This window comes from Pseudomonas sp. AA-38 (genome assembly GCF_029457475.1).
In the GTDB taxonomy this organism is placed as follows: Bacteria; Pseudomonadota; Gammaproteobacteria; order Pseudomonadales; family Pseudomonadaceae; genus Aquipseudomonas.
Window position 1 is genome coordinate 1650711 of the sequence record NZ_CP120359.1, and the last position, 25958, is coordinate 1676668.

General features: G+C 63.4%; 22 protein-coding genes. 15 read left to right on the plus strand and 7 right to left on the minus strand.

Translation table 11 applies throughout. The features are described 5' to 3' along the window. Positions 1–30 precede the first annotated feature (30 nt). The 4 genes from PVE35_RS07615 to PVE35_RS07630 all read right to left on the minus strand — a co-directional run bounded on the left by PVE35_RS07615 (position 31) and on the right by PVE35_RS07630 (position 3130). Positions 31–435, minus strand: coding sequence for a SufE family protein (locus tag PVE35_RS07615; protein WP_277374270.1), 405 nt, complete (start codon positions 433–435; stop codon positions 31–33). Continuing rightward, a complete protein-coding gene (locus PVE35_RS07620; RefSeq protein ID WP_277374271.1) occupies positions 432–1637 on the minus strand; it encodes a cysteine desulfurase in 1206 nt (401 codons plus the stop codon). Before PVE35_RS07620 ends, PVE35_RS07615 begins: the two co-directional genes overlap by 4 nt. Positions 1638–1710: 73 nt before the next feature. After that, positions 1711–2745 carry a 2,3,4,5-tetrahydropyridine-2,6-dicarboxylate N-succinyltransferase gene (gene dapD / locus PVE35_RS07625; protein WP_277374272.1) on the minus strand — a complete coding sequence of 345 codons (1035 nt, stop codon included), beginning with the start codon at positions 2743–2745 and terminating at the stop codon, positions 1711–1713. Between the two features lie 37 nt (positions 2746–2782). Then, the gene (locus PVE35_RS07630) at positions 2783–3130 is read right to left on the minus strand and encodes an ArsC family reductase (RefSeq protein WP_268182440.1); all 348 of its coding nucleotides are present in this window, start codon (positions 3128–3130) and stop codon (positions 2783–2785) included. A gap of 153 nt (positions 3131–3283) precedes the next feature. On the opposite strand from PVE35_RS07630, the gene PVE35_RS07635 reads away from it, so the two are divergent. After that, the gene (locus tag PVE35_RS07635) at positions 3284–4918 is read left to right on the plus strand and encodes a Na+/H+ antiporter (protein ID WP_277374273.1); all 1635 of its coding nucleotides are present in this window, start codon (positions 3284–3286) and stop codon (positions 4916–4918) included. 155 nt (positions 4919–5073) lie between these two features. Here the strand turns inward: PVE35_RS07635 and dapC are convergent, their stop codons facing one another. Next, complete coding sequence (gene dapC / locus PVE35_RS07640) at positions 5074–6270, minus strand: succinyldiaminopimelate transaminase (protein ID WP_277374274.1); 1197 nt, start codon at positions 6268–6270, stop codon at positions 5074–5076. A gap of 192 nt (positions 6271–6462) precedes the next feature. Between dapC and PVE35_RS07645 the strand changes: the two genes are divergently transcribed. Further along, positions 6463–8355, plus strand: a complete 1893-nt coding sequence (locus tag PVE35_RS07645) for a methyl-accepting chemotaxis protein (RefSeq protein ID WP_277374275.1) — start codon at positions 6463–6465, stop codon at positions 8353–8355. Between the two features lie 1073 nt (positions 8356–9428). Here PVE35_RS07645 and PVE35_RS07650 read toward each other — a convergent pair. Both PVE35_RS07650 and map read right to left on the minus strand, forming a co-directional pair. Next, positions 9429–12128, minus strand: coding sequence for a [protein-PII] uridylyltransferase (locus PVE35_RS07650; protein ID WP_268182448.1), 2700 nt, complete (start codon positions 12126–12128; stop codon positions 9429–9431). A 64-nt stretch (positions 12129–12192) separates the two neighbouring features. After that, the gene (gene map / locus PVE35_RS07655; RefSeq protein ID WP_268182451.1) at positions 12193–12981 is read right to left on the minus strand and encodes a type I methionyl aminopeptidase; all 789 of its coding nucleotides are present in this window, start codon (positions 12979–12981) and stop codon (positions 12193–12195) included. A 256-nt stretch (positions 12982–13237) separates the two neighbouring features. Between map and rpsB the strand changes: the two genes are divergently transcribed. The 13 genes from rpsB (at position 13238) to lpxA (ending at position 25887) form a co-directional block, all read left to right on the plus strand. Then, the gene (gene rpsB, locus PVE35_RS07660; RefSeq protein ID WP_268182453.1) at positions 13238–13981 is read left to right on the plus strand and encodes a 30S ribosomal protein S2; all 744 of its coding nucleotides are present in this window, start codon (positions 13238–13240) and stop codon (positions 13979–13981) included. Positions 13982–14109: 128 nt separating this feature from the next. Further along, complete coding sequence (tsf, locus tag PVE35_RS07665) at positions 14110–14973, plus strand: translation elongation factor Ts (protein ID WP_268182455.1); 864 nt, start codon at positions 14110–14112, stop codon at positions 14971–14973. A gap of 191 nt (positions 14974–15164) precedes the next feature. Continuing rightward, entirely contained in the window at positions 15165–15908 is a 744-nt protein-coding gene (gene pyrH, locus PVE35_RS07670) for a UMP kinase (RefSeq protein ID WP_268182457.1), read from the plus strand. Then, positions 15905–16462, plus strand: a complete 558-nt coding sequence (gene frr, locus PVE35_RS07675; RefSeq protein WP_268182459.1) for a ribosome recycling factor — start codon at positions 15905–15907, stop codon at positions 16460–16462. The genes pyrH and frr overlap by 4 nt, the downstream gene beginning before the upstream one ends. 17 nt (positions 16463–16479) lie before the next feature. Then, positions 16480–17226, plus strand: a complete 747-nt coding sequence (gene uppS / locus PVE35_RS07680) for a polyprenyl diphosphate synthase (RefSeq protein WP_268182460.1) — start codon at positions 16480–16482, stop codon at positions 17224–17226. Next, positions 17226–18041, plus strand: coding sequence for a phosphatidate cytidylyltransferase (locus PVE35_RS07685; RefSeq protein WP_277374276.1), 816 nt, complete (start codon positions 17226–17228; stop codon positions 18039–18041). The genes uppS and PVE35_RS07685 overlap by 1 nt, the downstream gene beginning before the upstream one ends. After that, complete coding sequence (ispC, locus tag PVE35_RS07690; protein ID WP_277374277.1) at positions 18038–19222, plus strand: 1-deoxy-D-xylulose-5-phosphate reductoisomerase; 1185 nt, start codon at positions 18038–18040, stop codon at positions 19220–19222. Before PVE35_RS07685 ends, ispC begins: the two co-directional genes overlap by 4 nt. 19 nt (positions 19223–19241) lie before the next feature. Next, the gene (gene rseP, locus PVE35_RS07695; RefSeq protein WP_268182464.1) at positions 19242–20594 is read left to right on the plus strand and encodes a sigma E protease regulator RseP; all 1353 of its coding nucleotides are present in this window, start codon (positions 19242–19244) and stop codon (positions 20592–20594) included. Positions 20595–20667: 73 nt separating this feature from the next. Then, positions 20668–23028, plus strand: coding sequence for an outer membrane protein assembly factor BamA (gene bamA, locus PVE35_RS07700; RefSeq protein ID WP_268182465.1), 2361 nt, complete (start codon positions 20668–20670; stop codon positions 23026–23028). 36 nt (positions 23029–23064) lie between these two features. Continuing rightward, positions 23065–23568 carry an OmpH family outer membrane protein gene (locus PVE35_RS07705; protein ID WP_268182468.1) on the plus strand — a complete coding sequence of 168 codons (504 nt, stop codon included), beginning with the start codon at positions 23065–23067 and terminating at the stop codon, positions 23566–23568. Beyond that, positions 23565–24626, plus strand: coding sequence for a UDP-3-O-(3-hydroxymyristoyl)glucosamine N-acyltransferase (gene lpxD / locus PVE35_RS07710; protein ID WP_277374278.1), 1062 nt, complete (start codon positions 23565–23567; stop codon positions 24624–24626). Before PVE35_RS07705 ends, lpxD begins: the two co-directional genes overlap by 4 nt. A gap of 47 nt (positions 24627–24673) precedes the next feature. After that, entirely contained in the window at positions 24674–25114 is a 441-nt protein-coding gene (fabZ, locus tag PVE35_RS07715) for a 3-hydroxyacyl-ACP dehydratase FabZ (protein WP_268182473.1), read from the plus strand. Next, on the plus strand, positions 25111–25887 hold the full coding sequence (gene lpxA, locus PVE35_RS07720; RefSeq protein ID WP_277374279.1) for an acyl-ACP--UDP-N-acetylglucosamine O-acyltransferase: 777 nt from the start codon (positions 25111–25113) through the stop codon (positions 25885–25887). The genes fabZ and lpxA overlap by 4 nt, the downstream gene beginning before the upstream one ends. Positions 25888–25958: the final 71 nt, after the last annotated feature.

Genomic DNA, 25958 nt, shown 5'->3' on the forward strand with positions numbered 1-25958 from the left:
GCAGGAGGCCAAAGCCGTGGAGGTTTTTTGTTAGCCCAACAGCTCACGCATGCGCAACAACACGGCATTGAGGCCGTTGCTGCGCGAGGGCGATAGCTGGCGTTGCAGGCCCAACTGGGCGAACCAGTCGGCCAGGTCGAGCCTGGCCAACTCGTCAGCGTTCAACCCTTCGACCCGCACCAGCAGCACGGCAAGCAGGCCGCGCAGCAGGCGGGCATCGCTGGCGGCGCGGAAGTGCCAGGCGCCATCGCGCTGCTCGGCCACCAGCCAGACCAGGCTTTCGCAGCCATGCACCCGGTTGTGCTCCTGGCGCTCGGCCTCGCTCAGCGGCTCCAGGTGCTCGCCCCATTGCATCAGCAGGCGCGCGCGCTGTTCCCAGCCAGTACAGGCGGCAAAGGCGTCCAGGGCTCGTTGGGCGCCAGGTGGCAGCTTCATCGCAGCAGCTCCAGGGCCTTGTCCAGCGCAACGAAGAAACGCTGCAGGTCGGCACCGTCGTTGTACAGGCCGAGCGACACGCGGGTCGCACCGGCCAGGCCAAGACGCTTCATCAGCGGCATGGCGCAGTGGTGTCCGGTGCGCACGGCGATGCCCTGTTCGCTGAGCAGATGGGCCAGGTCGGCGTTGTGCACGCCTTCGACCTGGAAGCAGGCCAGTGCCAGTTGCGGTTCGCCCAGCAGGCGCACACCGGCGCGGGCTTGCAGGCCGGCCAGCAGTTCGCCGTGCAAGGCCGCTTCATGGGCGGCCACGGCGGCCTGATCCAGCCCGTTCAGCCAGTCCAGCGCGGCGCCCAGGGCAATCACCGCGGAAACCGCCGGCGTGCCGGCCTCGAAACCCAGCGGGGCGGGGCGAAAACGGGCGTCGTGGTAGTCGGCGTCCTGCAGCATTTCGCCACCGAACTGCCAATGCTGCAGTTTCGCCAGCGCTTCGCCACGGGCATAGAGCAGGCCGACGCCATCCGGGCCGTAGAGCTTGTGCGCCGAGCAGACGTAGAAGTCGCAACCCAGCGCCTGCATGTCCGGCCTGGCATGCACGGCGCCCTGAGCGCCGTCGATGACAGTCAGGGCGCTGTGGGCCTTGGCCAGAGCCAGCAACTCAGTGAGCGGCTGCCAGCGGCCGAGCACGTTGGAAAGCTGCGAGACCGCCAGCAGGCGCGTGCGCGGGCCGATCAGGCGAGCGGCTTCGCCCAGGTCGATACCGCCTGCCGCATCCAACGGCAACACCACCAGCTCCAGGCCCCGGCGCTTGGCAAGCTGCTGCCAGGGCAGCAGGTTGGCGTGGTGCTCGGCGGCGCTGATGACGATTTGCCCGCCAGGCTGCAGCAGGTGCTCCAGGCCGTAGGCCAGCAGGTTGAGCGATTCGGTGCTGCCACGGGTGAAGACGATCTCGTCACTGCCCAGCGCGTTCAGCCACTGCGCGGCCTTGCTGCGCGTGGCCTCGAAGGCGCGGGTGGCGCGCTCGCCCGGCAGGTGCTGGGCGCGATGCACGTTGGCCACGCCGCCGGCCAGGTAGGCGAGCAGCGCATCCAGCACCACCTGCGGCTTCTGCGCGGTGGCGGCGCTGTCCAGATAGGTCTGGCCTTCGGCTTCGAGGGCGAGCAGGCCGGGGAATTCGGCACGCCAGGGGGAATTCAGAGCCATGAGCTTCAAGCCGCAAGCTGCAAGTTGGAGCCGCAGAGCTTGCGGCTTGTAGCTTGCAGCTTGGCGCTGCCTCTTAGTTGTGAGCGTGCAGGGCTTCGTTCAGCTCGATGGCCGACTTGTGGGTCTTGCACTCCACGGCGCCGGTCTGCGAGTTGCGACGGAACAGCAGGTCGGGCTGGCCGGCCAGGTCGCGGGCCTTGAGCACTTTAACCAGCTCGTTGTTCTCGTCGAGCAGGTTCACCTTGGTGCCGGCGGTGATGTACAGGCCGGCTTCGACGGTGTTGCGGTCGCCCAGGGGGATGCCGATACCGGCGTTGGCGCCGATCAGGCAGCCTTCGCCGACGCTGATGACGATATTGCCGCCACCGGACAGGGTGCCCATGGTGGAGCAGCCGCCACCCAGATCCGAGCCTTTGCCGACGAATACGCCTGCGGATACGCGGCCTTCGATCATGCCCGGGCCTTCGGTGCCGGCGTTGAAGTTGACGAAGCCCTCGTGCATCACCGTGGTGCCTTCACCAACATAGGCGCCTAGGCGCACGCGGGCGCTGTCGGCGATACGCACGCCGGTCGGTACCACGTAGTCGGTCATTTTCGGGAACTTGTCCACCGAGAATACCTCCAGCAGCTCGCCCTTCAGGCGTGCTTCCAGTTGGCGTTCGGCCAGTTCGGCGAGGTCGACGGCGCCCTGGCTGGTCCAGGCGACGTTGGGCAGCAGAGGGAAGATGCCGGCCAGGTTCAGGCCATGGGGCTTGACCAGGCGGTGCGACAGCAGATGCAGCTTGAGGTAGGCCTCGGGGGTGCTGCTCGGCGCGCTGTCTTCGGCCAGCAGGGTGGCCACCAGCGGGTTGCTGCTCTCGGCCAGACGGGTCAGCAGGGCGGCCTGGGCAGTATCGATGCCCTTGAGCGCTTCGGCCAGGTCACGGGCCTGGGCGTGGCTGAAGGTGATGGCCTGGTTGCCACCCTGGTAATCCAGGATCTCGGCGGCCTTGGCCACCAGATCGGCTGCCGGGTTGAGCAGCGGTTGCGCGTAGAAGACTTCCAGCCAGTTGCCCTGACGGTTCTGGGTGCCGACGCCGAAGGCGATGCTGAAGAGGGTGGTGGTCATCGATGAGGTTCCTTGCAACAAATTCGGGTGAGAGTGATCAGGCCAACGCAGCTTGGTAGGTGTCCGGCTTGAAGCCGACCAGGGTCTTGTCGCCCAGGTCGAGCACCGGGCGTTTGATCATCGAAGGCTGGGCCAGCATCAGGTCGATGGCCTTGGCCTGGTCGAGATCGGCTTTCTGCGCGTCATCCAGTTTGCGGAAGGTGGTGCCGGCACGGTTGAGGACGATCTGCCAGCCATGCTCGTCGCACCATTTCTCCAGGCTCGCACGGTCGATGCCGGCGCTCTTGTAGTCGTGAAAGGCATAGTCGACGCCATGCTCGTCGAGCCAGGTTCTGGCCTTCTTCATGGTGTCGCAAGCCTTGATGCCATACAGGACGTAACTCATGGTCTTCCTCTGATGAGTGGCGTGCCGGGATGTCCGGAAAAAATGGCCGGCCATTATGCCATGGCTGGTGTGGGCGTGGCGGGCACTGTCGCAGGGATGTGTTACAGCGCTAGAATCAGCGTCACGCACTCACTCCCGCCGGTTTTCTCCCTCATGCAACTGCTCTACACCATTCTGATCATGCTGCTGGTGGTCAGTGGTACGCGTATCAGCGCGCAGTTCATCCCCTTGCCTCTGCCTCTGCTGCAAATTCTCATCGGCGCCCTGTTGGCCGTGCCGGCGCTGGGGTTGCATGTACGCCTCGATCCGGAACTGTTTCTGCTGCTGTTCATTCCGCCGCTGCTGTTCGTCGATGGCTGGCGCATGCCCAAGGGGCAGTTCCGCCAGTTGCGCACGCCGATTCTGTTGCTGGCCTTCGCCCTGGTGTTCTTCAGCATTCTCGGTGCGGGGCATTTCATTCACTGGTTGTTGCCGCAGGTGCCCCTGGCCGCCTGTTTCGCCCTGGCGGCGGTGCTGTCGCCGACCGATGCGGTGGCGGTCTCGGCGATCACCCACGGCCGCCTGCCTAGCACCCTGAACAACCTGTTGCAGGGCGAGGCGCTGATGAACGATGCCTCAGGCCTGGTGGCATTCAAGTTCGCCGTGGCGGCGACCCTCACGGGAGTGTTCTCGATCAGCGATGCGAGTCTGCAGTTCGTGCTGGTGGCGGTCGGCGGGCTGGCCGTCGGCGTGGCCCTGAGTTACCTGCTGGGGCGCCTGCGCGCCTGGATGATCGCCCAGGGCTGGGAAGACCCGGCGCCGCACGTGTTGCTGCTTTTGCTGCTGCCATTCGCCGCCTACGTGGCCGCCGAGCACTTCGGGCTGTCCGGCATCCTCTCGGCAGTGGCGGCAGGGATGATGCAGAGCCGCCTCGACCTGCTCCCGCGGCAGACCTCCACGCGCCTGCTCAACCGCAGCGTGTGGGCGCTGCTGGAGTTCACTTTCAACGGCCTGATCTTCCTGCTGCTGGGCCTGCAGTTGCCGGACATCCTCACGGCGGCTCTGGGCGATCATGCCGAGCCCTGGATGTTCGCTCTGCAGGCCATGGGCCTGGTGGCGGCGATCTACGCCGTGCTGATGCTGCTGCGCTTCGTCTGGGTCTACGGCTACTGGCGCGTGTCGGGCTCCTTGCGTCGGCTGCGCGGCGAGCCGACGCGCTTCGCCGGGCAGTCGCGCATCGCCTTGAGCGCGGTGCTGACCCTGGGCGGCGTGCGTGGCGCAGTGACCCTGGCGGGCGTGATGTCGCTGCCCTTGCTGCTCAACAATGGCCAGGCCTTTCCCGAGCGCGACCTGCTGATCCTGATTGCCGCCGGGGTGATCCTGCTGTCGCTGCTGGTGGCCAGTGTCGCTTTGCCGCGCATCCTGCCACGTCTGCCGCAGGACAACGTGGCGCTGCACGAGCGTGAGCTCAATCGTCACCGCGCCGCGGTGCTGGAGGCGGCGATTCGTTATCTGGAGTCCGAGGACGAGCGTGCCGCCGACGCCGAAGGGGCTATCGCTGCGGTCGAAGTGAAGGCGCGCCTGATGAGCGAGTATCGCGACCTGCTGGAGCGTGCCCGTGGCGGCGATGAAGCACGCGAGCAGCAGCGCGAGACCGACCGCCTGGAATATCGCCTGCGTCTGCAGGCGCTGCGCACCCAGCGTCTGGAGTTGTACCGCATGCGCCACGACAACGAGCTGGACGACGACTTGCTGGCCGAGATCCTGCGCGATCTGGATATCGCCGAGGCGCGCCTGAACAAGAGCTGAGTCGCCAGAGGCATCGCCTGTAGCCCGGATGCAATCCGGGGCTTCTGTAGGAGCGAATTCATTCGCGAAGGGGCTGGCGCCCCAGGACAATCGTGAATGAATTCGCTATGCGGGCGAGAGGGATCGCCCGCAAGATGGCACGCTATCGACCCGACTCAGGCGCTACGAATGAATCGCGCGATGCGCTCGGCCGCTTCGATGCACTCGGCCAGCGGCGCGACCAGGGCCATGCGCACGCGCCCAGCCCCCGGGTTGACGCCATCCACCTCACGCGACAGGTAGGAGCCCGGCACCACGGTGACGTGTTCGGCCACGAACAGCTCGCGGGTGAACTGTGTATCGTCGCCCGGCGTGCGGGCCCAGAGGTAGAAGCCGCCATCCGGGCGTTGCACGTCCATCACCGGGGCCAGGATTTTCAGTACGGCATCGAACTTCTCGCGGTACAGGTCGCGGTTGGCGCGCACGTGCGCTTCGTCGTTCCAGGCGGCGACGCTGGCGAGCTGGATCTGCACCGGCATGGCGCAGCCGTGGTAGGTGCGATAGAGCAGAAAGTGCTTGAGAATCTCGGCGTCGCCGGCGACGAAGCCCGAGCGCAAGCCCGGCAGATTGGAGCGTTTGGACAGGCTGTGGAACACCACGCAGCGTGCGAAATCGCGGCGGCCCAGCTCGGCGCAGGCGCTGAGCAGGCCGGGCGGTGGTGCGTCCTCGTCGAAATACAGCTCGCTGTAGCACTCGTCGGCGGCGATGACGAAATCGTGCTCGTCGGCCAGGGCGATCAGCTTCTTCAGGGTTTCCAGCGGGATCAGCGCGCCGGTGGGGTTGCCTGGCGAGCACAGGAACAGGATCTGGCAGCGCTGCCAGACCTCCGTCGGCACGGCATCGAAGTCCGGGTTGAAGCCATGGTCTTTCAGGCACGGCAGGTAGTGCGGTTCAGCGCCAGCGAGAAAGGCCGCGCCTTCATAGATCTGGTAGAAGGGGTTGGGGCTGACCACCAGGCCCCGGGCATCGCGGTCGACCACCGCCTGGGTGAAGGCGAACAGCGCTTCGCGGGTGCCGTTGACCGGCAGCACGTGGCGCGCCGCATCCAGCCAGCCTGCGGGCACGCCGAAGCGGCGCTCGCACCAGGCGGCGATGCTCTGGCGCAGTTCCGGCAGACCCAGGGTGGTCGGGTACACCGCCAGTTTGTCGAGGTTGGCGGTCAGCGCCTGGGCGACGAAGTCCGGCGAGCGATGCTTGGGCTCGCCAATGGACAGGGCGATGGGCGCGCGGTCGGCGGCGGGCTGCGCATCGGCGAGCAGGGCGCGGAGTTTCTCGAACGGGTAGGGCTGCAACTGGGCGAGGGCGTGGTTCATGGTGATCCGACGTGTCCTGTGGAAGGCGGCGACAAAGCTGCCGACACTAGCATGGCGCGCGCGCCGAGGAAAATTCCGCTGGCTGTCCGTTTTACGCTGGTTTAGGTCAACAATGCTGACGCTCGAGCGATTCAAGAGTATTCACATAGTGCCGATAGCCTGAGCGTAAAATTTTCCCACGAGACTCTCCTTATGCGCACCCTCAAGTTCAGCCACAAGATCATGCTGGCTGCTTCCCTGGTGGTCATCGCGGCCTTCGCGTCCTTCGCCCTGTACAACGACTACCTGCAGCGCACCTCGATTCGCCACAACCTGGCCAACTACCTGCACGATGTCGGCCTGGTTTCCACTGGCAACATTCAGCACTGGCTGGATGGGCGCATGCAGTTGCTGGACAACCTCGCCGAGTCGGTGCAGGACGACAGTTCGCCCGAGATGCTGGCGCGCAATCTGCAACACCGCAGCATCGCCTCGGCCTTTCTCTATGCCTATTACGGCCAGGCCGATGGCACTTACACCCAGTTTCCGCCGAGCGAGCTGCCGGCCGGCTACGACCCGCGTCAGCGCCCCTGGTACAAGAGTGCCGTGGGCAGCAGTGGCCCGGGCCTGACCGCGCCCTACCTGGCGGCCGACCCGCGTGACGGGCTGCTGATCACCATTACTCGCCCGGTCAGCGCGGGCGGCAGCTTGCGGGGCGTGGTGGGCGGCGATCTCAAGCTGCAGACCATCGACGACATCCTCAACTCCTTCGACCTGGGCGGCATGGGCTACGCCTTCCTGGTGGACGAGCAGGGCACGGTGCTGGTGCATCCGGACAAGAGCCTGGTGCTGAAGAAGCTGCCGGAGCTTTACCCCGAGGCAACGCCGCGTCTGGAATCCAGCCTGCAGAACACCACAGGCGTCGATGGCAGCGCCCGTATCGTCACCTTCCAGCCGGTGCAGGGCTTGGCCGGGGTGCGCTGGTACGTCGGCCTGTCGGTGGACGAGAGCAAGGCGTTCGCGGCCCTGCGTGAGTCGCGCCTGTCCGCGTTGATGGCGACCGTCATCGGCGTGGTGGCGATCCTCCTGTTGCTCGGCATGCTGATCCGCATTCTGCTGCGCCCGCTGCATGTGATGAGCCATGCCATGAGCGGCATCGCCGAAGGCGAGGGGGATCTGACCCAGCGCCTGAAGATCGCCTCCGGCGACGAGTTCGGCGAACTGGCCGGGGCCTTCAACCGTTTCGTCGAGCGTATTCACGAGTCGATCCGCGAAGTGGCCTCGACCACTCGTGAGGTGCACGAGCGGGTCACGACCGTGGTACAGGCCTCCAACGCCTCCATGGGCAATTCCAGCGAACAGGCGGCGCGCACCGACAGCGTGGCGGCGGCGATCAACGAGCTGGGCGCGGCCGCTCAGGAAATCGCCCGCAACGCCGCCGATGCCTCGCAGCAGGCCAGCGAAGCACGGCGCAATGCCGAGGAAGGGCAGGGCATGGTCGAGCGCACCCTGGCGGCGATGGGCGACCTGTCGGAGAAGATCCAGGCGTCCGGCAACCATATCGAGCTGCTCAGCGAGAAGAGCAACGACATCGGCCAGATTCTCGACGTGATCAAGGGTATTTCCGAGCAGACCAACCTGCTCGCGCTCAATGCCGCCATCGAGGCCGCTCGCGCCGGCGAGGCCGGGCGCGGTTTCGCCGTGGTGGCCGACGAGGTGCGTAACCTGGCCCAGCGCACACAGAGCTCGGCGCAGGAGATCCAGCAGATGATCGAACAGCTCCAGGCCGGTGCCCGCGATGCCGTGGCGACCATGACCGAGAGCCGGCGTTTCAGCGAGGACAGCGTGCGCATCGGCGGCCAGGCCGGGGAGAACCTGCGTGGCGTGACCCAGCGCATCGGCGAGATCGATGGCATGAACCAGTCCGTGGCCACCGCTACCGAGGAGCAGACCTCGGTGATCGAGAGCCTGAACATGGACATCACCGAGATCAACACCCTGAACCAGGATGGCGTACGCAACCTGCAGGCCAGCCTCAGTGCCTGTACCGAGTTGGATCAGCAGGTCGGGCGGCTCAAACATCTGGTGGACAGCTTCAGGATCTGAGGCTGCCTGTCCTTTTGGGGCGAATTTGTTCGCGATGCCTGTGGCCTTGGTGCCTAATGCCAGTCAGTTAAGGCTGTAAGCGTTTGGCTCCCCTCTCAGGAGAGAGGCTGGGGGAGAGGGGGGGGACGTTTGGTTGATACCGGACTGGCAAGTTTGTGTGTTGGTTTTTCTGATGCCTGTTCCGAATTGCCGCGTTTTTGTTGATGTTTTTGGTTTCGCCCTCCCGGGCGAGTCACTTTTGTAGGGCAAAAGTAACCAAAACCCTCCGCCCGGTCATCCGGCCCTGGCTTCGCCAGGGTTCGCTCACTCCATCGCCGCTCCAGAGGCCCGCCGCGGTGGGCCATCCATGGCCCATCGCGGCTCTCGCGGCATCCATGCCGCTCAACCTCTTCCACGACGACTCCGTTCGCCCTCCTGGGCGGGCTCTGCACGCGCCTGAACCCTAGGTAACCCAGAATTAGCGTGGAGTGCTTGAACATGGGTCAGCCTTAGGGCTGACCGGGATGCCGGCTGGAAGCCGGCAAGCTATTCAAGCGAATGAAACTACGCGAATGAAAGTTTTGGTTTAACCCGGCGGCCACGTCATGGTTCCACTGTTACCAGAGCACGCCGGGCATGCCCGGAACCGATGTCCGTTCAGGCGCGCAAATGCCCCCTTCAGGAGGCCGAACGCAGGCATTGCGCAGGGGGCGAGTGGCATGGATGCCACGAGAGGCTTGAAGGGCCATGGATGGCCCTTGCAAGCTGACCCCGGAGCGGTGCCGGAGTGAGGGGAGTCGAGCGAAGCATGACGGGGACGCCTAGTTCCGGATGGCGGGGGGCGTTTCTTTTGCTTACTTTTCTTTGCGCAGTTCAAAGAAAAGTGAGTCGCCCGAGGGGGCGAAACCCGGAATCTCTTAATACACCGCAGCGGCGTCCAGAACACCAAACAACACACAAATTTGCCAGTCCAGTATCAAGACCGCCTTTCCCGAGATTCCGCGAAGAACCCTTTTGCAGGCGAGTTCATTCGCGATGCTGGCGGCCATGGGTCAGCCGTTTCATGGAGAAGTCCGCGACGCGACAGCATCCCCTCAGAAGGTGATGCTCTGCGCCGGGCTGGGCGTGCTGGGCTCCGAAAGCTTGGCGATGATCGCCTCCTGCAGGCGCGCGCAGAACTCTGGATCCGACAGTGGCTGACCCTTGTCGTCGGTGATGAAGAACACGTCCTCGACTCGCTCGCCGAGCGTGGCGATCTTGGCGTTCTGCAGCGACAGGTCGTATTCGACGAAGATGCGCCCGATACGCGCCAGCAGGCCGGGGCGATCCGGTGCGGTGAGTTCGAGTATGGTCACCGGGCGCTGTGCATCGTTGTGGATGGTCACCTGCGGGGCGAAGGCGAAGTGTTTGAGCTGGCGCGGCACCCGGCGCTGGATGATGGTGGGGTAGTCGTCGGGGTTGCGTAGGGCGGTGATCAGGCCCTCGCGAATCTGTTCGATACGCGCCGGGTTGTTGCCGATCGAACTGCCGTCGGCATCCAGCACGATGTAGGTATCGAGGGTGAACTGGCTGGTGGAGGTGATGATTCGCGCATCGTGAATGCTCAGGTTGAGCTGGCTCATCGCCGCCACCGTCACGGCGAAGAAGTCGTGCTGGTCGGGGGCATAGATGAAGATCTGCGTGCCACCCTCGAACTCGCGCTGGGTGGTTTCCTTGATCAGCACCAGTGGCCCGCCATCGTCGGGATGCTGGAGGATGGCATCGGTGTGCCAGGCCACGTCGCTGGCGGTATGGCGCAGGAAGTAGTCGTCGCCGAGCTGGCTCCAGAGCTGCTCGGCATCGTCCGGGTCGGTGCCGCTGCGCACCAGGGTGTCCAGAGCGGCGTTCTGCGTCTGGCGAATCTGTTCTTCACGATCCACCGGGTTTTCCAGGCCTCGACGCAGGGCGCGCTTGGTTTCGGTGTAGAGCTGGCGCAGCAGGCTGGCGCGCCAGGAGTTCCACAGGCTGGGGTTGGTGGCGTTGATGTCGGCCACAGTCAGCACGTAGAGGTATTCCAGGTGGGTCTGGTCGCCGACGAACTGGGCGAAGTCGTGGATCACCTGTGGGTCGGAGAGATCCTTGCGCTGTGCGGTGGTGGACATCACCAGGTGGTGCTGCACCAGCCAGACGATCAGCGCGCTGTCCCAGGCCGGCAGGTGGTGGCGACGGGCGAAGGCCTCGGCATCCAGCGCGCCCAGTTCGGAGTGGTCGCCGCCACGGCCCTTGCCGATGTCATGGTAGAGCCCGGCCAGGTAGATCAGCTCGGGCTTTGGCAGGCGCTCGATGATCTTGCTGGCCAGCGGGAATTTCTCCGCCAGCTCCGGCCAGCGGAACTTGCGCAGGTGCTTGATCAGGTTGAGGGTGTGCGCGTCGACCGTATAGATGTGGAACAGGTCGTGCTGCATCTGCCCGACGATATCGCCGAACTCCGGCAGGTAGCGACCGAGAATGCCGTAGCGGTTCATCCGCCGCAGGTTGCGGTGAATGCCCTCCTTGCACTTGAACAGCTCGATGAACAGGCTGGTGTTGCGGATATCCTTGCGGAAATCGTCGTCGATCAGGTGGCGGCTGTCGCGCAGCAGGCGAATGGTGCCGGCGCGCACGCCCTTGATTTCCGGATGTTGGGCCATCAGCACAAAGATCTCGAGGATGGCGAAGGGGGTGCGCTTGAAGATGTTGGGGTGGATGGCCTCGATGTAGCCGTCACGCACCTGGAAGCGGCTGTTCAGCGGTGTGCACTGGCTGCTTTCGGCAGCGCGCAGGATGACTTCCTCGAAGTGCTGGTTGAGCAGATCCGACAATTCGGAAATGCCCATGACTACGCGGTAGTACTTCTGCATGAAGTGTTCGATGCTGCGCTTGCCGTCGCCATCCTTGTAGCCGAACAGGGCGGCGATCTTCACTTGATAATCGAACAGCAGGCGATCCTCTGCGCGTCCGGCGAGCATGTGCAGGGCGTAGCGCACCTTCCACAGGAACTCCTGGCTGGAGGCGAGCAGGGCGTATTCGCTCTCCAGCAGGAAGCCATGGCTGACCAGGGCCTGCAGGTTGAGCGTGCCGAACTGGCGGCGGGCGACCCAGAGAATGGTCTGGATGTCGCGCAGGCCGCCGGGCGAACCCTTGACGTTGGGTTCGAGGTTGTATTCGGTGTCGTTGTACTTGCCGTGGCGTGCCTTGCGCTCCTCGCGCTTGGCCAGATAGAAGTGCTTGCTCGGCCACATCTGCTCGGGGCTGGTGACCTGCTGCATGCGTTGGCGCAGGTGTTCGGGGCCGGCGATGGTGCGGCTTTCCATCAGGTTGGTGATTACCGTCAGGTCGGCGCGGGCCTCTTCGGCGCATTCGTCGACACTGCGCACGCTCTGGCCGACTTCCAGGCCGATGTCCCAGAGCAGGGTGAGGAAGCCTTCGATGGGCTCACGGAAAATCTCATGGTCACTGCTGTCGAGCAGAATCAGCAGGTCGATGTCGGAGTAGGGGTGCAGCTCGCCGCGACCATAGCCGCCGACGGCGAGCAGGGCGATGTCGGCATCCTCGCACCAGCTAAAGCGCTTCCAGGCTTCCTGCAGGATCTGGTCGACGAACCAGGCGCGATCCTCCACCAGGCGGCGGATCTCGCGGCCGGCCCGATAGCGCGAGTCGAGTACTTCATGCGCCTGGCGGATGGCTTTCTTGAAGGCGGCGATGGGGCTGGATTTGAGTGCCAGTTCGGCCTGGAACTGGCCACGGTCGAACAGTTCGGTATCCATCTGCGGCATGCCGGCGCCTTCCTATATAAGCCAGGGTACGCTGTGCGCACCACTTGATTTCATGGTGTTGCGATCACTGCCCGGACGAGGTGCGCGCGATGCTGTCGTCGCTGCGCAGGGTGAGGATCTCATAGCCATCGGCGGTGACCAGCACGGTGTGCTCCCACTGCGCCGACAGCTTGCGATCCTTGGTGATGGCGGTCCAGCCGTCGCCGAGCAGGCGGGTTTCCGGGCGGCCCTGGTTGATCATCGGCTCGATGGTGAAGGTCATGCCTTCCTTGAGCTCCATGCCAGTGCCGGCCTTGCCGTAGTGCAGCACCTGCGGCTCCTCGTGGAACACCGCGCCGATACCATGGCCGCAGTACTCACGCACCACGGAGAAACCGTTCTTCTCGGCGTGCTTCTGGATCACTTCGCCAATATCGCCCAGGCGCGCGCCCGGTTTGACCAGCTCGATGCCTTTATACATGCACTCCTGGGTGACCTTGGCCAGGCGCTCGGCCCATTCGGCCACCTTGCCGACCATGAACATCTTGCTGGTGTCGCCGTGGTAGCCGTCCTTGATCACGGTGATGTCGATGTTCAGCACGTCGCCGTCCTTGAGCGGCTTGTCATTGGGGATGCCGTGGCACACCACATGGTTGATCGAGGTGCAGATCGACTTGGGAAAGCCCCTGTAGTTGAGCGGTGCGGGGATGGCCTGCTGTACGTTGACGATATAGTCATGGCAGATGCGGTCGAGCTCTTCGGTGGTCACGCCCGGCTTGACGTGTTCGCCGATCATCTCCAGCACCTCGGCGGCCAGGCGGCCGGCGACGCGCATTTTCTCGATTTCTTCGGCGGATTTGATGGTGACGGTCATAGCCAGCTCTCGGGTACTCACGGAAAAAGGCGCTCATATTAACAGCTACGGGCTACAGGCTACAGGCAGGCTTGCTGCTTGAGGCTTGTAGCTTATGGCTGCTCTTTATGGTATAAAACGCGCCGCTTTACGGGCAGCATGCCCGAAAGCTCAAACCCACACACGTATCGACACGGTTTCCTGGGTGCCCTTCGACAAGTTCGGGGTTGGAAGCTGGGATACGTGGAGGCCTAACCCGACTTATCAAGGAACTATCATGTCCCAAGTCAACATGCGCGATATGCTGAAGGCCGGTGTGCACTTCGGCCACCAGACCCGTTACTGGAACCCGAAAATGGGCAAGTACATTTTCGGTGCGCGTAACAAGATTCACATCATCAACCTCGAAAAAACTCTGCCGATGTTCAACGACGCCCTGTCGTTCGTTGAAAAACTGGCTGCTGGCAAGAACAAGATCCTGTTCGTTGGCACCAAGCGTTCCGCTGGCAAGATCGTTCGCGAAGAAGCGGCTCGTTGCGGCTCGCCGTTCGTCGATCACCGCTGGTTGGGCGGCATGCTGACCAACTACAAGACCATCCGTGCTTCGATCAAGCGCCTGCGCGAGCTGGAAACCCAGTCCCAGGACGGCACCTTCGCCAAGCTGACCAAGAAAGAAGCTCTGATGCGTACCCGTGATCTGGAAAAACTGGATCGCAGCCTGGGTGGTATCAAGGACATGGGCGGCCTGCCGGACGCGCTGTTCGTGATCGACGTCGACCACGAGCGCATTGCCATCACCGAAGCCAACAAGCTGGGCATCCCGGTCATCGGCATCGTCGATACCAACAGCAGCCCGGAAGGCGTTGACTACATCATCCCGGGTAACGACGACGCCATCCGCGCCATCCAGCTGTACATGGGTGCCATGGCTGACGCCGTGATCCGTGGTCGCAGCAACGCTGGCGGTGCCACCGAAGAGTTCATCGAAGAAGCCCCGGCTGCCGAAGCTGCCGAAGGCTAAGCAGTAACGTCGCTCATATAGCGTGCGTGCTGAGCAAGAAGGGGGCTAGGCCCCCTTTTTGCCACTCACAGATTTGCTCACCCGCCTGACGGGTGAATGGTTGAAGACCTACCGAGAGGATTTTCAAGATGGCAGAGATTACTGCAGCCCTGGTCAAAGAACTGCGCGAGCGTACCGGCCAAGGCATGATGGAATGCAAGAAGGCCCTGGTTGCTGCTGGTGGCGACATCGAAAAAGCCATTGATGACATGCGTGCTTCCGGCGCCATCAAGGCCGCCAAGAAGGCTGGCAACATCGCTGCCGAAGGCTCCATCGCCGTGCGCGTCGAAGGTGGCCGTGGCCTGATCATCGAAGTCAACTCGCAGACCGACTTCCTGGCTCTGCAGGACGACTTCAAGGCCTTCGTCAAGGAAAGCCTGGACGAAGCCTTCGAGAAGAACCTGACCGAAGCTGCTCCGCTGATCGCTTCCCGCGAGCCGGCTCGTGAAGCTCTGGTCGCCAAGTGCGGCGAGAACGTCAACATCCGTCGTCTGACCGCTGTGACCGGTGACACCGTGGGTGCCTACCTGCACGGCCACCGTATCGGTGTTCTGGTCGTTCTGAAGGGCGGTAACGACGAACTGGCCAAGCACGTTGCCATGCACGTTGCTGCCTCCAACCCGGCTGTGGTTTCCCCGGATCAGGTGTCCGAGGAGCTGGTTGCCAAGGAGAAGGAAATCTTCCTGCAGCTCAATGCCGAGAAGATCGCCGGCAAGCCGGAAAACATCGTCGAGAACATGGTCAAGGGCCGTATCGCCAAGTTCCTGGCCGAAGCCAGCCTGGTCGAGCAAGCCTTCATCATGGACCCGGAAGTCAAGGTCGGTGATCTGGTGAAGAAAGCCGGTGCCGAAGTCGTTTCCTTCGTGCGTTACGAAGTGGGCGAGGGCATCGAGAAGGCCGAGACCGACTTCGCTGCCGAAGTGGCCGCTCAGGTTGCTGCCAGCAAGCAGTAAGCGGTTTTTCCGGTATGTACCCCCAAAGAGGCTGCCCGTTTGCGCGGGCGGCCTCTTTGCCGAATAAGGGGTAAGAATGATTATGGCGGCCGCTCCAACGAACGGCCGCCGGCACTGTCAAAGTGCCAGATAGCAGCCGTGCCTAAGGCACGCTGCGCCCAGAACACACATCGCCGCAGGAGAGACTTGCAATGGCTCAGCAGACGACTGGTCGCCAACCTCGCTACAAACGCATTCTGCTCAAACTCAGCGGCGAGGCCCTGATGGGCTCGGAAGATTTCGGCATCGATCCCAAGGTGCTCGATCGCATGGCGCTGGAAGTCGGCCAACTGGTCGGCATCGGCGTGCAGGTCGGCCTGGTGATCGGTGGCGGCAACCTGTTCCGTGGCGCGGCGCTGTCCGCTGCCGGTATGGATCGCGTCACCGGAGACCATATGGGCATGCTGGCCACGGTGATGAACGCCCTGGCCATGCGTGACGCCCTGGAGCGCTCGAACATCCCGGCCATCGTCATGTCGGCGATCTCCATGGTCGGCGTGACCGATCACTATGACCGCCGCAAGGCCATGCGCCACCTCAAGACCGGCGAGGTGGTGATCTTCGCCGCCGGCACCGGCAACCCCTTCTTCACCACCGATTCGGCCGCCTGCCTGCGCGCCATCGAGATCGATGCCGACGTGGTACTGAAGGCGACCAAGGTCGATGGCGTGTACACTGCCGACCCGTTCAAGGATCCGCATGCCGAGAAGTTCGAGCGCCTGACCTATGACGAGGTGCTAGATCGCAAGCTGGGGGTGATGGATCTGACCGCCATCTGCCTGTGCCGCGATCACAAGATGCCGCTGCGGGTCTTCAACATGAACAAGCCGGGCGCCCTGCTTAACGTGGTGGTAGGCGGCGCCGAAGGAACCCTGATCGAGGAGGAAGCACAATGATCAACGACATCAAGAAAGACGCTCAGGAGCGTATGGGCAAATCCCTGGAATCGCTGGATCGTAACCTGGCGTCCATCCGCACGGGTCGTGCTCACCCGAGCATTCTCGACAGCGTCAAGGTGCCGGCCTGGGGTAGCGAGATGCCGCTCAACCAGGTGGCTGCGATCACCGTCGAAGATGCTCGTACCCTGAAGATCGTCGCTCACGACAAGAACCTCAGCGCCGCCATCGAAAAGGCCATCCTGACTTCCGACCTGGGCCTGAACCCATCCAGCGCCGGTACCACCATCCGCGTGCCGATGCCTGCCCTGACCGAGGAGACCCGCAAGGGCTACACCAAGCAGGCGCGTGGTGTGGCCGAAGACGCCAAGGTCGCCGTGCGCAACGTGCGCCGTGACGCTCTGGCCGAGCTGAAGAAGCTGGCCAAGGCCAAGGAAATCAGCGAGGACGAAGAGCGTCGTGCCGCTGACGAGCTGCAGAAGATCACCGACAAGTTCATTGCCGATGTCGACAAGGCTCTGGAGGTCAAGGAAAAAGACCTGATGGCCGTTTGATCGCACAGGCTTCCGACATGGATAAGAACAAGCAGGGGGCAGTGCCGAGGCACGTCGCCATCATCATGGATGGCAACAACCGCTGGGCCAGAAAGCGCCTGTTGCCAGGTGTGGCCGGGCACAAGGCCGGGGTCGACGCGGTGCGCGCGGTGATCGAGGTATGTGCCGAGTCGGGCGTCGAGGTGCTGACGCTGTTCGCCTTTTCCAGCGAGAACTGGCAGCGTCCCGCCGATGAAGTCGGGGCGCTGATGGAGCTGTTCCTCGGTGCGCTGCGGCGTGAGGCGAAGAAGCTGCTGGACAACGACATCGCCTTGCGCATCATCGGTGATCGCTCACGCTTTCATCCCGAGCTGCAGGCCGCCATGCGCGAGGCCGAGGCGCTGACCGCCGGCAAGCGCCGCTTCACCCTGCAGATCGCCGCCAACTATGGCGGCCAGTGGGACATCGTTCAGGCCACTCAGCGCCTGGCGCGTGAGGTGCAGGCCGGGCATCTGCTGCCCGAGGAAATCAGTGCGGAGGTGCTGCAGGGCTGTCTGGCCACCGGCGACATGCCGTTGCCGGATCTGTGCATTCGTACCGGTGGCGAGCATCGCATCAGCAACTTCCTGCTCTGGCAGTTGGCTTACAGCGAGCTGTACTTCTCCGACCTGTACTGGCCGGATTTCAAGCATGAGGCCATGCGCAAGGCGCTGGCCGATTTCGCTACCCGCCAGCGTCGCTTCGGCAAGACCAGCGAGCAGGTGGCAGCCGAGGCGCGCTCCTGATGTTGAAGCAACGAATCATCACGGCACTGGTGCTGCTACCCATCGCCCTGGGCGGCTTTTTCCTCCTCGATGGCCTGGCGTTCGCCCTGTTCATCGGTGCGGTGGTCAGTCTGGGGGCCTGGGAGTGGGCACGCCTGGCGGGCTTCGAGTCGCAGGGGCTGCGCGTCGCCTATGCAGCGGTTGTCGCCTTGCTGCTGGCAGTGCTCTATCTATTGCCTGGCCTGGCGCCATTGATCCTGGCGCTGGCGGTGCTCTGGTGGGTGGCCGCGACCTGGCTGGTGCTCGGCTATCCCGATCGCAGTCGTTACTGGGGTGGCTTGCCTGGCCGTCTGTTGATCGGTCTGCTGATCCTCCTGCCGGCCTGGCAGGGGTTGGTGTTGCTCAAACAATGGCCGCAGGCCAACGGTCTGATCATCGCCGTCATGCTGCTGGTCTGGGGGGCCGATATCGGCGCGTATTTCTCCGGCAAGGCCTTCGGCAAGCGCAAGCTGGCGCCGCGGGTCAGCCCTGGCAAGAGCTGGGAAGGTTTCTACGGTGGTCTCGCTGCCAGCCTGCTGATCACCTTGCTGGTCGGCCTGCAGCAGGGCTGGAGCGTTGGCTCGCTGGTGCTGGCGCTGCTGGGTGCGGCGCTGGTGGTGATGGTGTCGGTGGTTGGTGATCTCACCGAGAGCATGTTCAAGCGCCAGTCCGGGATCAAGGACAGCAGCAACCTGCTGCCGGGGCATGGCGGCGTGCTGGATCGTATCGATAGCCTGACGGCGGCCATTCCGCTGTTCGCGGCACTGCTCTGGCTGGCCGGCTGGGGTTCGCTGTGAGTGGCGTGCAGCGCATCACCGTGCTGGGGGCGACCGGCTCCATCGGTCTGAGCACCCTGGACGTCATCGCGCGTCATCCCGAACGTTATCAGGTCTTCGCTCTGACTGGCTTCACTCGTCTGAGCGAACTGCAGGCGCTGTGCCTGCAGCACCGCCCGGCTTTCGTCGTGGTGCCGGATGAGCAGGCGGCGCAGCCGTTGCGCTTCGCGCTGCGCGATGCCGGCCTGAGCACCGAGGTGCTTGTGGGCGAGCAGGGGCTGTGCACCGTCGCCGATCATGCCGAGGTGGATGTGGTCATGGCGGCCATCGTCGGTGCGGCTGGTCTCAAACCGACCTTGGCGGCCGTTCAGGCTGGCAAGAAGGTGCTGCTGGCCAACAAGGAAGCGCTGGTGATGTCCGGTGGCCTGTTCATGCAGGCGGTACGTGATAGCGGCGCCACCTTGCTGCCCATCGACAGCGAGCACAATGCCATCTTCCAGTGCCTGCCGCACGACTATGCACGTGGCTTGGCGCCGGTGGGCGTGCGCCGCGTGCTGCTTACCGCTTCCGGTGGGCCGTTCCGCGAAACGCCATTGGCTGAGCTGGAGCAGGTTACCCCCGAGCAGGCCTGTGCACACCCCAACTGGTCCATGGGGCGCAAGATTTCCGTCGATTCGGCGAGCATGATGAACAAGGGCCTGGAGCTGATCGAGGCTTGCTGGTTGTTCGATGCTAGGCCCGAGCAGATTGAGGTGGTGATCCACCGCCAGAGCGTGATCCATTCGCTGGTCGACTACATCGATGGCTCGGTGCTGGCGCAGTTGGGCAACCCCGATATGCGCACGCCCATCGCCCATGCCCTGGCCTGGCCGCAGCGCATCGACTCCGGCGTCGCGCCGCTGGACCTGTTCGCCGTCGGTCGCCTGGATTTCCAGCGCCCGGACGAGACACGCTTTCCCTGCCTGCGCCTGGCCCGCGAGGCCGCGCAGGTAGGGGGCACCGCGCCGGCGATGCTCAATGCGGCCAACGAGGTGGCGGTCGAGGCCTTTCTGCAGCGGCGCATTCGCTTCACCGAGATAGCGCGTATGATCGAGAGCGTCCTGAACGCTCAGGCAGCGCAGGTGGTCGAAGCGCTCGATGTCGTGCTGGCGGCTGATCGCCAGGCGCGTGAGCTGGCCCTGCAGTGGCTTGCCCGCCGTTGAGGCGGGATGGAGAGAAGAAATGAGTGCGCTGTACATGTTGGTAGGCACCCTGATCGCGCTAGGTGTGCTGGTGACCTTTCACGAATTCGGCCATTTCTGGGTGGCGCGGCGCTGTGGCGTCAAGGTGCTGCGTTTCTCCGTCGGTTTCGGCAGCCCGCTGGTGCGCTGGCACGACCGTCAGGGAACCGAATTCGTCATCGCCGCCATCCCGCTGGGTGGCTACGTGAAGATGCTCGACGAGCGCGAAGGCGAGGTGCCAGCCGCCTTGCTCGATCAGGCCTTCAATCGCAAGACGGTGGGTCAGCGCATCGCCATCGTCGCGGCCGGTCCCATCGCCAACTTCCTCCTCGCCCTGGTGTTTTTCTGGGCCGTGGCCATGCTCGGCAGCCAGCAGGTGCGCCCGGTCATCGGTGCGGTGGAGCAGGGCAGCCTGGCCGCAGCGGCTGGCCTGCATGCCGGACAGGAAATCGTTTCGGTCAATGGTGAGGCCGTGACCGGCTGGGCACCGATCAATCTGCAACTGGTGCGCCGTCTGGGCGAGAGTGGCACCCTGAATATCGGCGTGCGCGAGCCTGGCTCGACGGTCGAGTCGGTCAAGCAGGTGCAATTGAACAATTGGCTGCGGGGGGCGGATGAGCCCGATCCCATCGGCTCGCTGGGCATACGTCCGTGGCGCCCGGCACTGCCGCCGGTGCTCGCCGAACTTGATGCACAAGGCCCGGCGCAGGCCGCCGGCCTGCGCACGGGAGATCGCCTGCTGGCGCTTGACGGCCAGCCGCTGGAGGATTGGCAGCAGGTGGTGGACAAGGTGCGGGCCATGCCGGATCAGCGGGTGACGTTGCGCTTCGAGCGTGACGGTCAAGCCCAGGAGGTGATGCTGACCCTGGCTAGCCGTGGTGATGGGGAGGCCCGTAGCGGCTACCTTGGCGCCGGGGTGAAAGGTGGCGAGTGGCCGCCCGAGATGCTTCGCGAAGTGCGCTACGGGCCGCTCGAAGCCGTCGCCGAAGGCGCACGGCGTACCTGGGCGATGAGCGTGCTGACCCTCGATTCGCTGAAGAAGATGCTGTTCGGTGAGCTCTCGGTAAAAAACTTGAGCGGGCCGATAACCATTGCTAAAGTGGCGGGCGCTTCAGCTCAGTCGGGGCTTGGGGATTTTCTGAATTTCCTCGCCTACCTGAGCATTAGCCTGGGGGTTCTCAATCTGCTGCCCATTCCCGTACTGGATGGTGGGCATCTGCTTTTTTATCTGGTCGAGTGGGTGCGTGGTCGCCCCTTGTCTGAGCGGGTTCAAGGTTGGGGGATGCAGATCGGCATCAGCCTGGTCGTCGGAGTCATGCTGCTGGCTCTGATCAACGATCTTGGTCGTCTGTAACCCATGCTGAATTACAAATCTGTCGCCTAGTGCGGCAGATTTTTTATCGTCAGTTGGAATAAGAAAGGACTTCATGAAACGTCTGCTGCTACCTGCGGTGTTGTCCGCATTGATGATCGCCGAAGTTCACGCCGAGTCCTTCACCATCTCCGATATACGTGTCAACGGACTGCAGCGGGTCTCCGCCGGAAGCGTATTCGGTGCTCTGCCGCTCAACGTGGGTGAGCAGGTCGATGACAGTCAACTCGTCGACGCTACCCGCTCGCTGTTCAAGACCGGTTTCTTCCAAGACATCCAGCTCGGCCGTGATGGCAACGTGCTGGTCGTCACCGTGGTCGAGCGTCCTTCCATTTCCAGCATCGAGATCGAAGGCAACAAGGCCATCACCACCGAAGACCTGCTCAAGGGCCTGAACCAGTCCGGTCTGGCCGAGGGCGAGATCTTCCAGCGCGCCACCCTCGAAGGCGTGCGCAACGAACTGCAGCGCCAGTACGTGGCCCAGGGTCGCTACTCGGCCGAGATCGAGACCGAGGTGATTCCGCAGCCGCGCAACCGTGTGGCGCTGAAGATCACCATCAACGAAGGCACCGTCGCCGCCATTTCCCACATCAACGTGGTGGGCAACACGGTGTTCTCCGATGAGGATCTGAGCGATCTGTTCGAGCTCAAGACCACCAACTGGCTGTCCTTCTTCAAGAACGACGACAAGTACGCCCGCGAAAAGCTCTCCGGTGACCTCGAGCGTTTGCGCTCCTATTACCTGGATCGCGGCTACATCAACATGGACATCAGCTCCACCCAGGTCTCCATCACCCCGGACAAGAAGCACGTCTACATTACCGTCAACATCGATGAGGGTGAGAAGTACAGCGTGCGTGACGTGAAACTCTCCGGTGACCTCAAGGTGCCGGAAGAAGAGATCCGCGCACTGCTGCTGGTCAAGGAAGGGCAGGTCTTCTCGCGCAAGGTGATGACCACCACCAGCGAGCTGATCACCCGTCGCCTGGGTAACGAGGGTTATACCTTCGCCAACGTCAACGGCGTGCCGCAGGCGCACGACGAGGACAACACCGTTTCCATCACCTTCGTCGTCGATCCGGGCAAGCGTGCCTACGTCAACCGCATCAACTTCCGTGGCAACACCAAGTCCGAGGACGAAGTGCTGCGCCGCGAGATGCGCCAGATGGAAGGTGGCTGGGCTTCCACCTACCTGATCGACCAGTCCAAGGTGCGTCTGGAGCGTCTGGGCTTCTTCAAGGAAGTCAACGTGGAAACCCCGCAGGTGCCGGGTACCGACGATCAGATCGACGTCAACTACAGCGTCGAGGAGCAGCCGTCCGGTTCCATCACCGCCAGCGTCGGTTTCGCCCAGAACGCCGGTTTGATCCTCGGTGGCTCCATCAGCCAGAACAACTTCCTGGGTACCGGCAACAAGGTCAGCCTCGGCCTGACCCGTAGCGAATACCAGACCCGTTACAGCTTCGGCTTCGTTGACCCCTACTGGACGGTCGATGGCGTCAGCCTGGGTTACAACGCCTTCTACCGCACCACCGACTACGACGAACTCGATGTCGACGTGTCCAGCTACTCGGTGGACAGCCTCGGTGCCGGTATCAGCATCGGTTACCCGATCAGCGAAACGTCGCGCCTGACCTACGGCCTCACCGCGCAACAGGACACCATCGATACTGGGCGTTACACCGTCGATGAAATCTTCGACTTCATCGAGCAGGAAGGCGATAACTACCTGAACTTCAAGGGCTCCATCGGCTGGTCCGAGTCCACCCTCAACCGTGGCGTGCTGGCCAACCGCGGCCATTCGCAAAGCCTGGTGCTGGAAACCACTCTGCCGGGCAGCGACCTGTCGTTCTACAAGCTCGACTACCGTGGCCAGGTGTTCACCCCGCTCAGCGACAACTACACCCTGCGCTTCCACACCGAGCTGGGTTACGGTGACAGCTACGGCTCCACCTCCGAGTTGCCGTTCTACGAGAACTACTACGCCGGCGGTTTCAACTCCGTGCGTGGCTTCAAGGACAGCACGCTTGGTCCGCGCAGCACGCCGAGCTCCGGCAACAAGCCCGGCACCCTGCGTGACCCGGATCAGGATCCGCTGCCGTTCGGTGGTAACGTGCTGGTGCAGGGTGGGGTGGAAATGCTCTTCCCGCTGCCGTTCGTCAAGGATCAGCGCTCGCTGCGTACCTCGCTGTTCTGGGACGTGGGTAACGTGTTCGACACCAATTGCTCGTCGAGCCAGAAGAAGATCAGTGATAGCTGCAACATCGACTTCAGCAGCATGGCCAGCTCCGTGGGGGTCGGCCTGACCTGGATTACCGCGTTGGGGCCGCTGAGTTTCAGCCTGGCCATGCCGATCAAGAAACCGAATGATGCCGAAACTCAGGTCTTCCAGTTCTCCCTGGGCCAAACCTTCTAATACCGAAAGCCAACAGTTTTGTTGCAGGAGTGCATTGTGCGTAAGTTGACTCAACTGGTTATGTTCACCGTCGCCCTGATCGCCACCCCGGCGTTCGCCGAGATGAAAGTGGCCGTGCTGAACTATCAAATGGCCCTGCTCGAGTCGGATGCGGCCAAGCGTTATGCGGTGGACGCCGAGAAGAAATTCGGTCCGCAGCTCAACAAGCTCAAGACCCTGGAAAGTGATGCCAAGCGCATCCAGGATCGCATGGTCAAAGAAGGCGAGAAGATGCAACAGGCCGAGCGTGAGCGCCTGGAGCTGGAATTCAAGCAGAAGGCCCGTGACTTCCAGTTCCAGTCCAAGGAGCTGAACGAGTCCAAGGCCATCGCTGATCGTGAGATGCTGGCCAAGCTCAAGCCGAACCTGGACAAGGCCGTCGAGGAAGTGATCAAGAACGGCAACTTCGACCTGGTGCTCGAGCGTGGTGCGGTGATCGATGTCAAACCTCAGTACGACATCACCCGCCAGGTCATCGAGCGCATGAACAAGATGCGTTGAGCATGACCGCGACTTACACCCTCGGCCAGTTGGCCGAGCGCCTGGGCGCCACCCTGCGTGGCGCCGAAGGCAGGGTCATCACGGGCCTGGCCACCTTACAGGAGGCCAGGCCCGAACAGTTGAGCTTCCTGGCCAATACGCAGTACCGCAAGTTCCTGGCGCAGACCCAGGCCGGCGCCGTGCTGCTCACCGCGAGCGATGCCGAAGGCCATGCCGGCGATGCCCTTATCGTGGCCAACCCTTACCTGGCCTACGCCCAGCTCTCGCACCTGTTCGATCGCAAGCCTCAGGCCGTTGCCGGTATTCACCCGACCGCGCAGGTCGCGGCCGATGCCCAGGTAGACCCGAGCGCCAGCATCGGCGCCTATGCGGTGATCGAGAGCGGGGCGCAGATCGCCGCTGGCGTGAGCATCGGCGCGCATTGCGTGATCGGTGCGCGTAGCATGATCGGCGAAGGCGGCTGGCTGGCGCCGCGCGTGACGCTGTATCACGACGTGCGCATCGGCAAGCGCGTGGTGATCCAGTCCGGTGCGGTGATCGGCGGCGAAGGCTTCGGCTTCGCCAACGAGAAGGGCGTCTGGCAGAAGATCGCGCAGATCGGTGGCGTGACCATCGGCGACGACGTGGAGATCGGCGCCAACACCACGGTGGATCGTGGCGCGTTGTCCGACACCCTGATCGGTAACGGCGTGAAGCTGGATAACCAGATCATGATCGCGCACAACGTGCAGATCGGCGACAACACCGCCATGGCCGGCTGCTGCGGCATTTCCGGCAGCACCAAGATCGGCAGGAACTGCATGATCGCCGGTGGCGTCGGCATGGTCGGGCATATCGAGGTGTGCGACAACGTGTTCGTCACCGGCATGACCATGGTGACCCGTTCGATCACCGAACCGGGGGCCTATTCTTCCGGTACCGCCATGCAGCCAGCAGGCGAGTGGAAGAAGAGTGCGGCGCGCATTCGTCAGTTGGACGAGATGGCCAAGCGTCTGCGCGAGCTGGAAAAACAGCTCGCCGCCGTGACCCAGACGGCGAACGCCTCATCTGATGCCTGAGCACGGTGTGACCGTGCTCTTTTCTTTTCTTACAGGCTTAACCGGACATGATGGACATCAACGAAATTCGTGAATATTTGCCGCACCGCTATCCTTTCCTGCTGGTGGATCGTGTGGTGGACCTGGACGTCGAAGGCAAGCAGATTCGCGCCTATAAGAATGTCAGCATCAACGAACCTTTCTTCAACGGGCACTTCCCCGAGCACCCGATCATGCCGGGTGTGCTGATCATCGAAGCCATGGCCCAGGCCGCCGGTATCCTTGGTTTCAAGATGATGGGCATCAAGCCGGCTGACGGTACCCTCTACTACTTCGTCGGCTCCGACAAGCTGCGTTTCCGCTCTCCGGTACTGCCGGGCGACCAGCTCGTGCTGGAGGCCAAGTACCTGAGCGATCGTCGCAGCATCTGGAAGTTCGAGTGCCGCGCCACTGTCGACGGCAAGGAAGTCTGCTCCGCTGAAATCATCTGCGCGGATCGCAAGCTATGAGTTCGATCGACCCTCGCGCCATCATTGACCCCAGTGCCAGACTGGCCGACGACGTCGTCGTCGGCCCGTGGAGCATTGTCGGGCCCGATGTGGAAATCGGCGAGGGTACGGTGATCGGCCCGCACGTGGTGCTCAAGGGCCCGACGGTGATTGGCAAGCACAACCGCATCTACCAGTTTTCCTCGGTGGGTGAGGATACGCCCGACCTCAAGTACAAGGGTGAGCCGACGCGGCTGGTGATCGGCGATCACAACGTGATCCGTGAGGGTGTCACCATTCACCGCGGCACCGTGCAGGATCGCAGCGAAACCACCCTGGGTGACCACAACCTGATCATGGCCTATGCCCATATCGGCCACGACAGCGTGATCGGCAACCACTGCATCCTGGTCAACAACACCGCGCTGGCCGGGCACGTCTGGGTCGATGACTGGGCGATCCTGTCCGGCTATACCCTGGTGCACCAGTTCTGCCGCATCGGCGCGCACAGCTTCTCCGGCATGGGCACCGCCATCGGCAAGGACGTTCCGGCCTTCGTCACCGTGTTCGGCAACCCGGCCGAGGCACGCAGCATGAACTTCGAGGGCATGCGTCGTCGGGGCTTCTCCGCCGAGGCCATCGCCGCCCTGCGCAAGGCCTACAAGCTGGTCTATCGCCAGGGGCTGACGGTGGAGCAAGCGCTGAACGAGCTGGCCGAGTCCGCCGCCCAGTTCCCGGAAGTGGCGATCTTCCGCGACTCCATCCAGGCGTCCACGCGCGGCATCACGCGCTGAGACGCGGCCCGATCCGCTGGATGCGCGCGCAAGTTCGAGCCAAACGGGCATGAGTGCCTGTAGACTCCGCC

What these genes read in the sequence shown, in the direction of transcription:
- map (WP_268182451.1), bottom strand. Translation starts at nt 12,981, where the DNA reads ATGACCGTCACCATCAAATCCGCCGAAGAAATCGAGAAAATGCGCGTC.
- PVE35_RS07645 (WP_277374275.1), top strand. Translation starts at nt 6,463, where the DNA reads ATGCGCACCCTCAAGTTCAGCCACAAGATCATGCTGGCTGCTTCCCTG.
- dapD (WP_277374272.1), bottom strand. Translation starts at nt 2,745, where the DNA reads ATGACCACCACCCTCTTCAGCATCGCCTTCGGCGTCGGCACCCAGAAC.
- bamA (WP_268182465.1), top strand. Translation starts at nt 20,668, where the DNA reads ATGAAACGTCTGCTGCTACCTGCGGTGTTGTCCGCATTGATGATCGCC.
- uppS (WP_268182460.1), top strand. Translation starts at nt 16,480, where the DNA reads ATGGATAAGAACAAGCAGGGGGCAGTGCCGAGGCACGTCGCCATCATC.
- rseP (WP_268182464.1), top strand. Translation starts at nt 19,242, where the DNA reads ATGAGTGCGCTGTACATGTTGGTAGGCACCCTGATCGCGCTAGGTGTG.
- fabZ (WP_268182473.1), top strand. Translation starts at nt 24,674, where the DNA reads ATGATGGACATCAACGAAATTCGTGAATATTTGCCGCACCGCTATCCT.
- PVE35_RS07685 (WP_277374276.1), top strand. Translation starts at nt 17,226, where the DNA reads ATGTTGAAGCAACGAATCATCACGGCACTGGTGCTGCTACCCATCGCC.
- dapC (WP_277374274.1), bottom strand. Translation starts at nt 6,270, where the DNA reads ATGAACCACGCCCTCGCCCAGTTGCAGCCCTACCCGTTCGAGAAACTC.
- PVE35_RS07650 (WP_268182448.1), bottom strand. Translation starts at nt 12,128, where the DNA reads ATGCCGCAGATGGATACCGAACTGTTCGACCGTGGCCAGTTCCAGGCC.
- PVE35_RS07615 (WP_277374270.1), bottom strand. Translation starts at nt 435, where the DNA reads ATGAAGCTGCCACCTGGCGCCCAACGAGCCCTGGACGCCTTTGCCGCC.
- rpsB (WP_268182453.1), top strand. Translation starts at nt 13,238, where the DNA reads ATGTCCCAAGTCAACATGCGCGATATGCTGAAGGCCGGTGTGCACTTC.
- pyrH (WP_268182457.1), top strand. Translation starts at nt 15,165, where the DNA reads ATGGCTCAGCAGACGACTGGTCGCCAACCTCGCTACAAACGCATTCTG.
- lpxA (WP_277374279.1), top strand. Translation starts at nt 25,111, where the DNA reads ATGAGTTCGATCGACCCTCGCGCCATCATTGACCCCAGTGCCAGACTG.
- PVE35_RS07635 (WP_277374273.1), top strand. Translation starts at nt 3,284, where the DNA reads ATGCAACTGCTCTACACCATTCTGATCATGCTGCTGGTGGTCAGTGGT.
- PVE35_RS07620 (WP_277374271.1), bottom strand. Translation starts at nt 1,637, where the DNA reads ATGGCTCTGAATTCCCCCTGGCGTGCCGAATTCCCCGGCCTGCTCGCC.
- frr (WP_268182459.1), top strand. Translation starts at nt 15,905, where the DNA reads ATGATCAACGACATCAAGAAAGACGCTCAGGAGCGTATGGGCAAATCC.
- PVE35_RS07630 (WP_268182440.1), bottom strand. Translation starts at nt 3,130, where the DNA reads ATGAGTTACGTCCTGTATGGCATCAAGGCTTGCGACACCATGAAGAAG.
- tsf (WP_268182455.1), top strand. Translation starts at nt 14,110, where the DNA reads ATGGCAGAGATTACTGCAGCCCTGGTCAAAGAACTGCGCGAGCGTACC.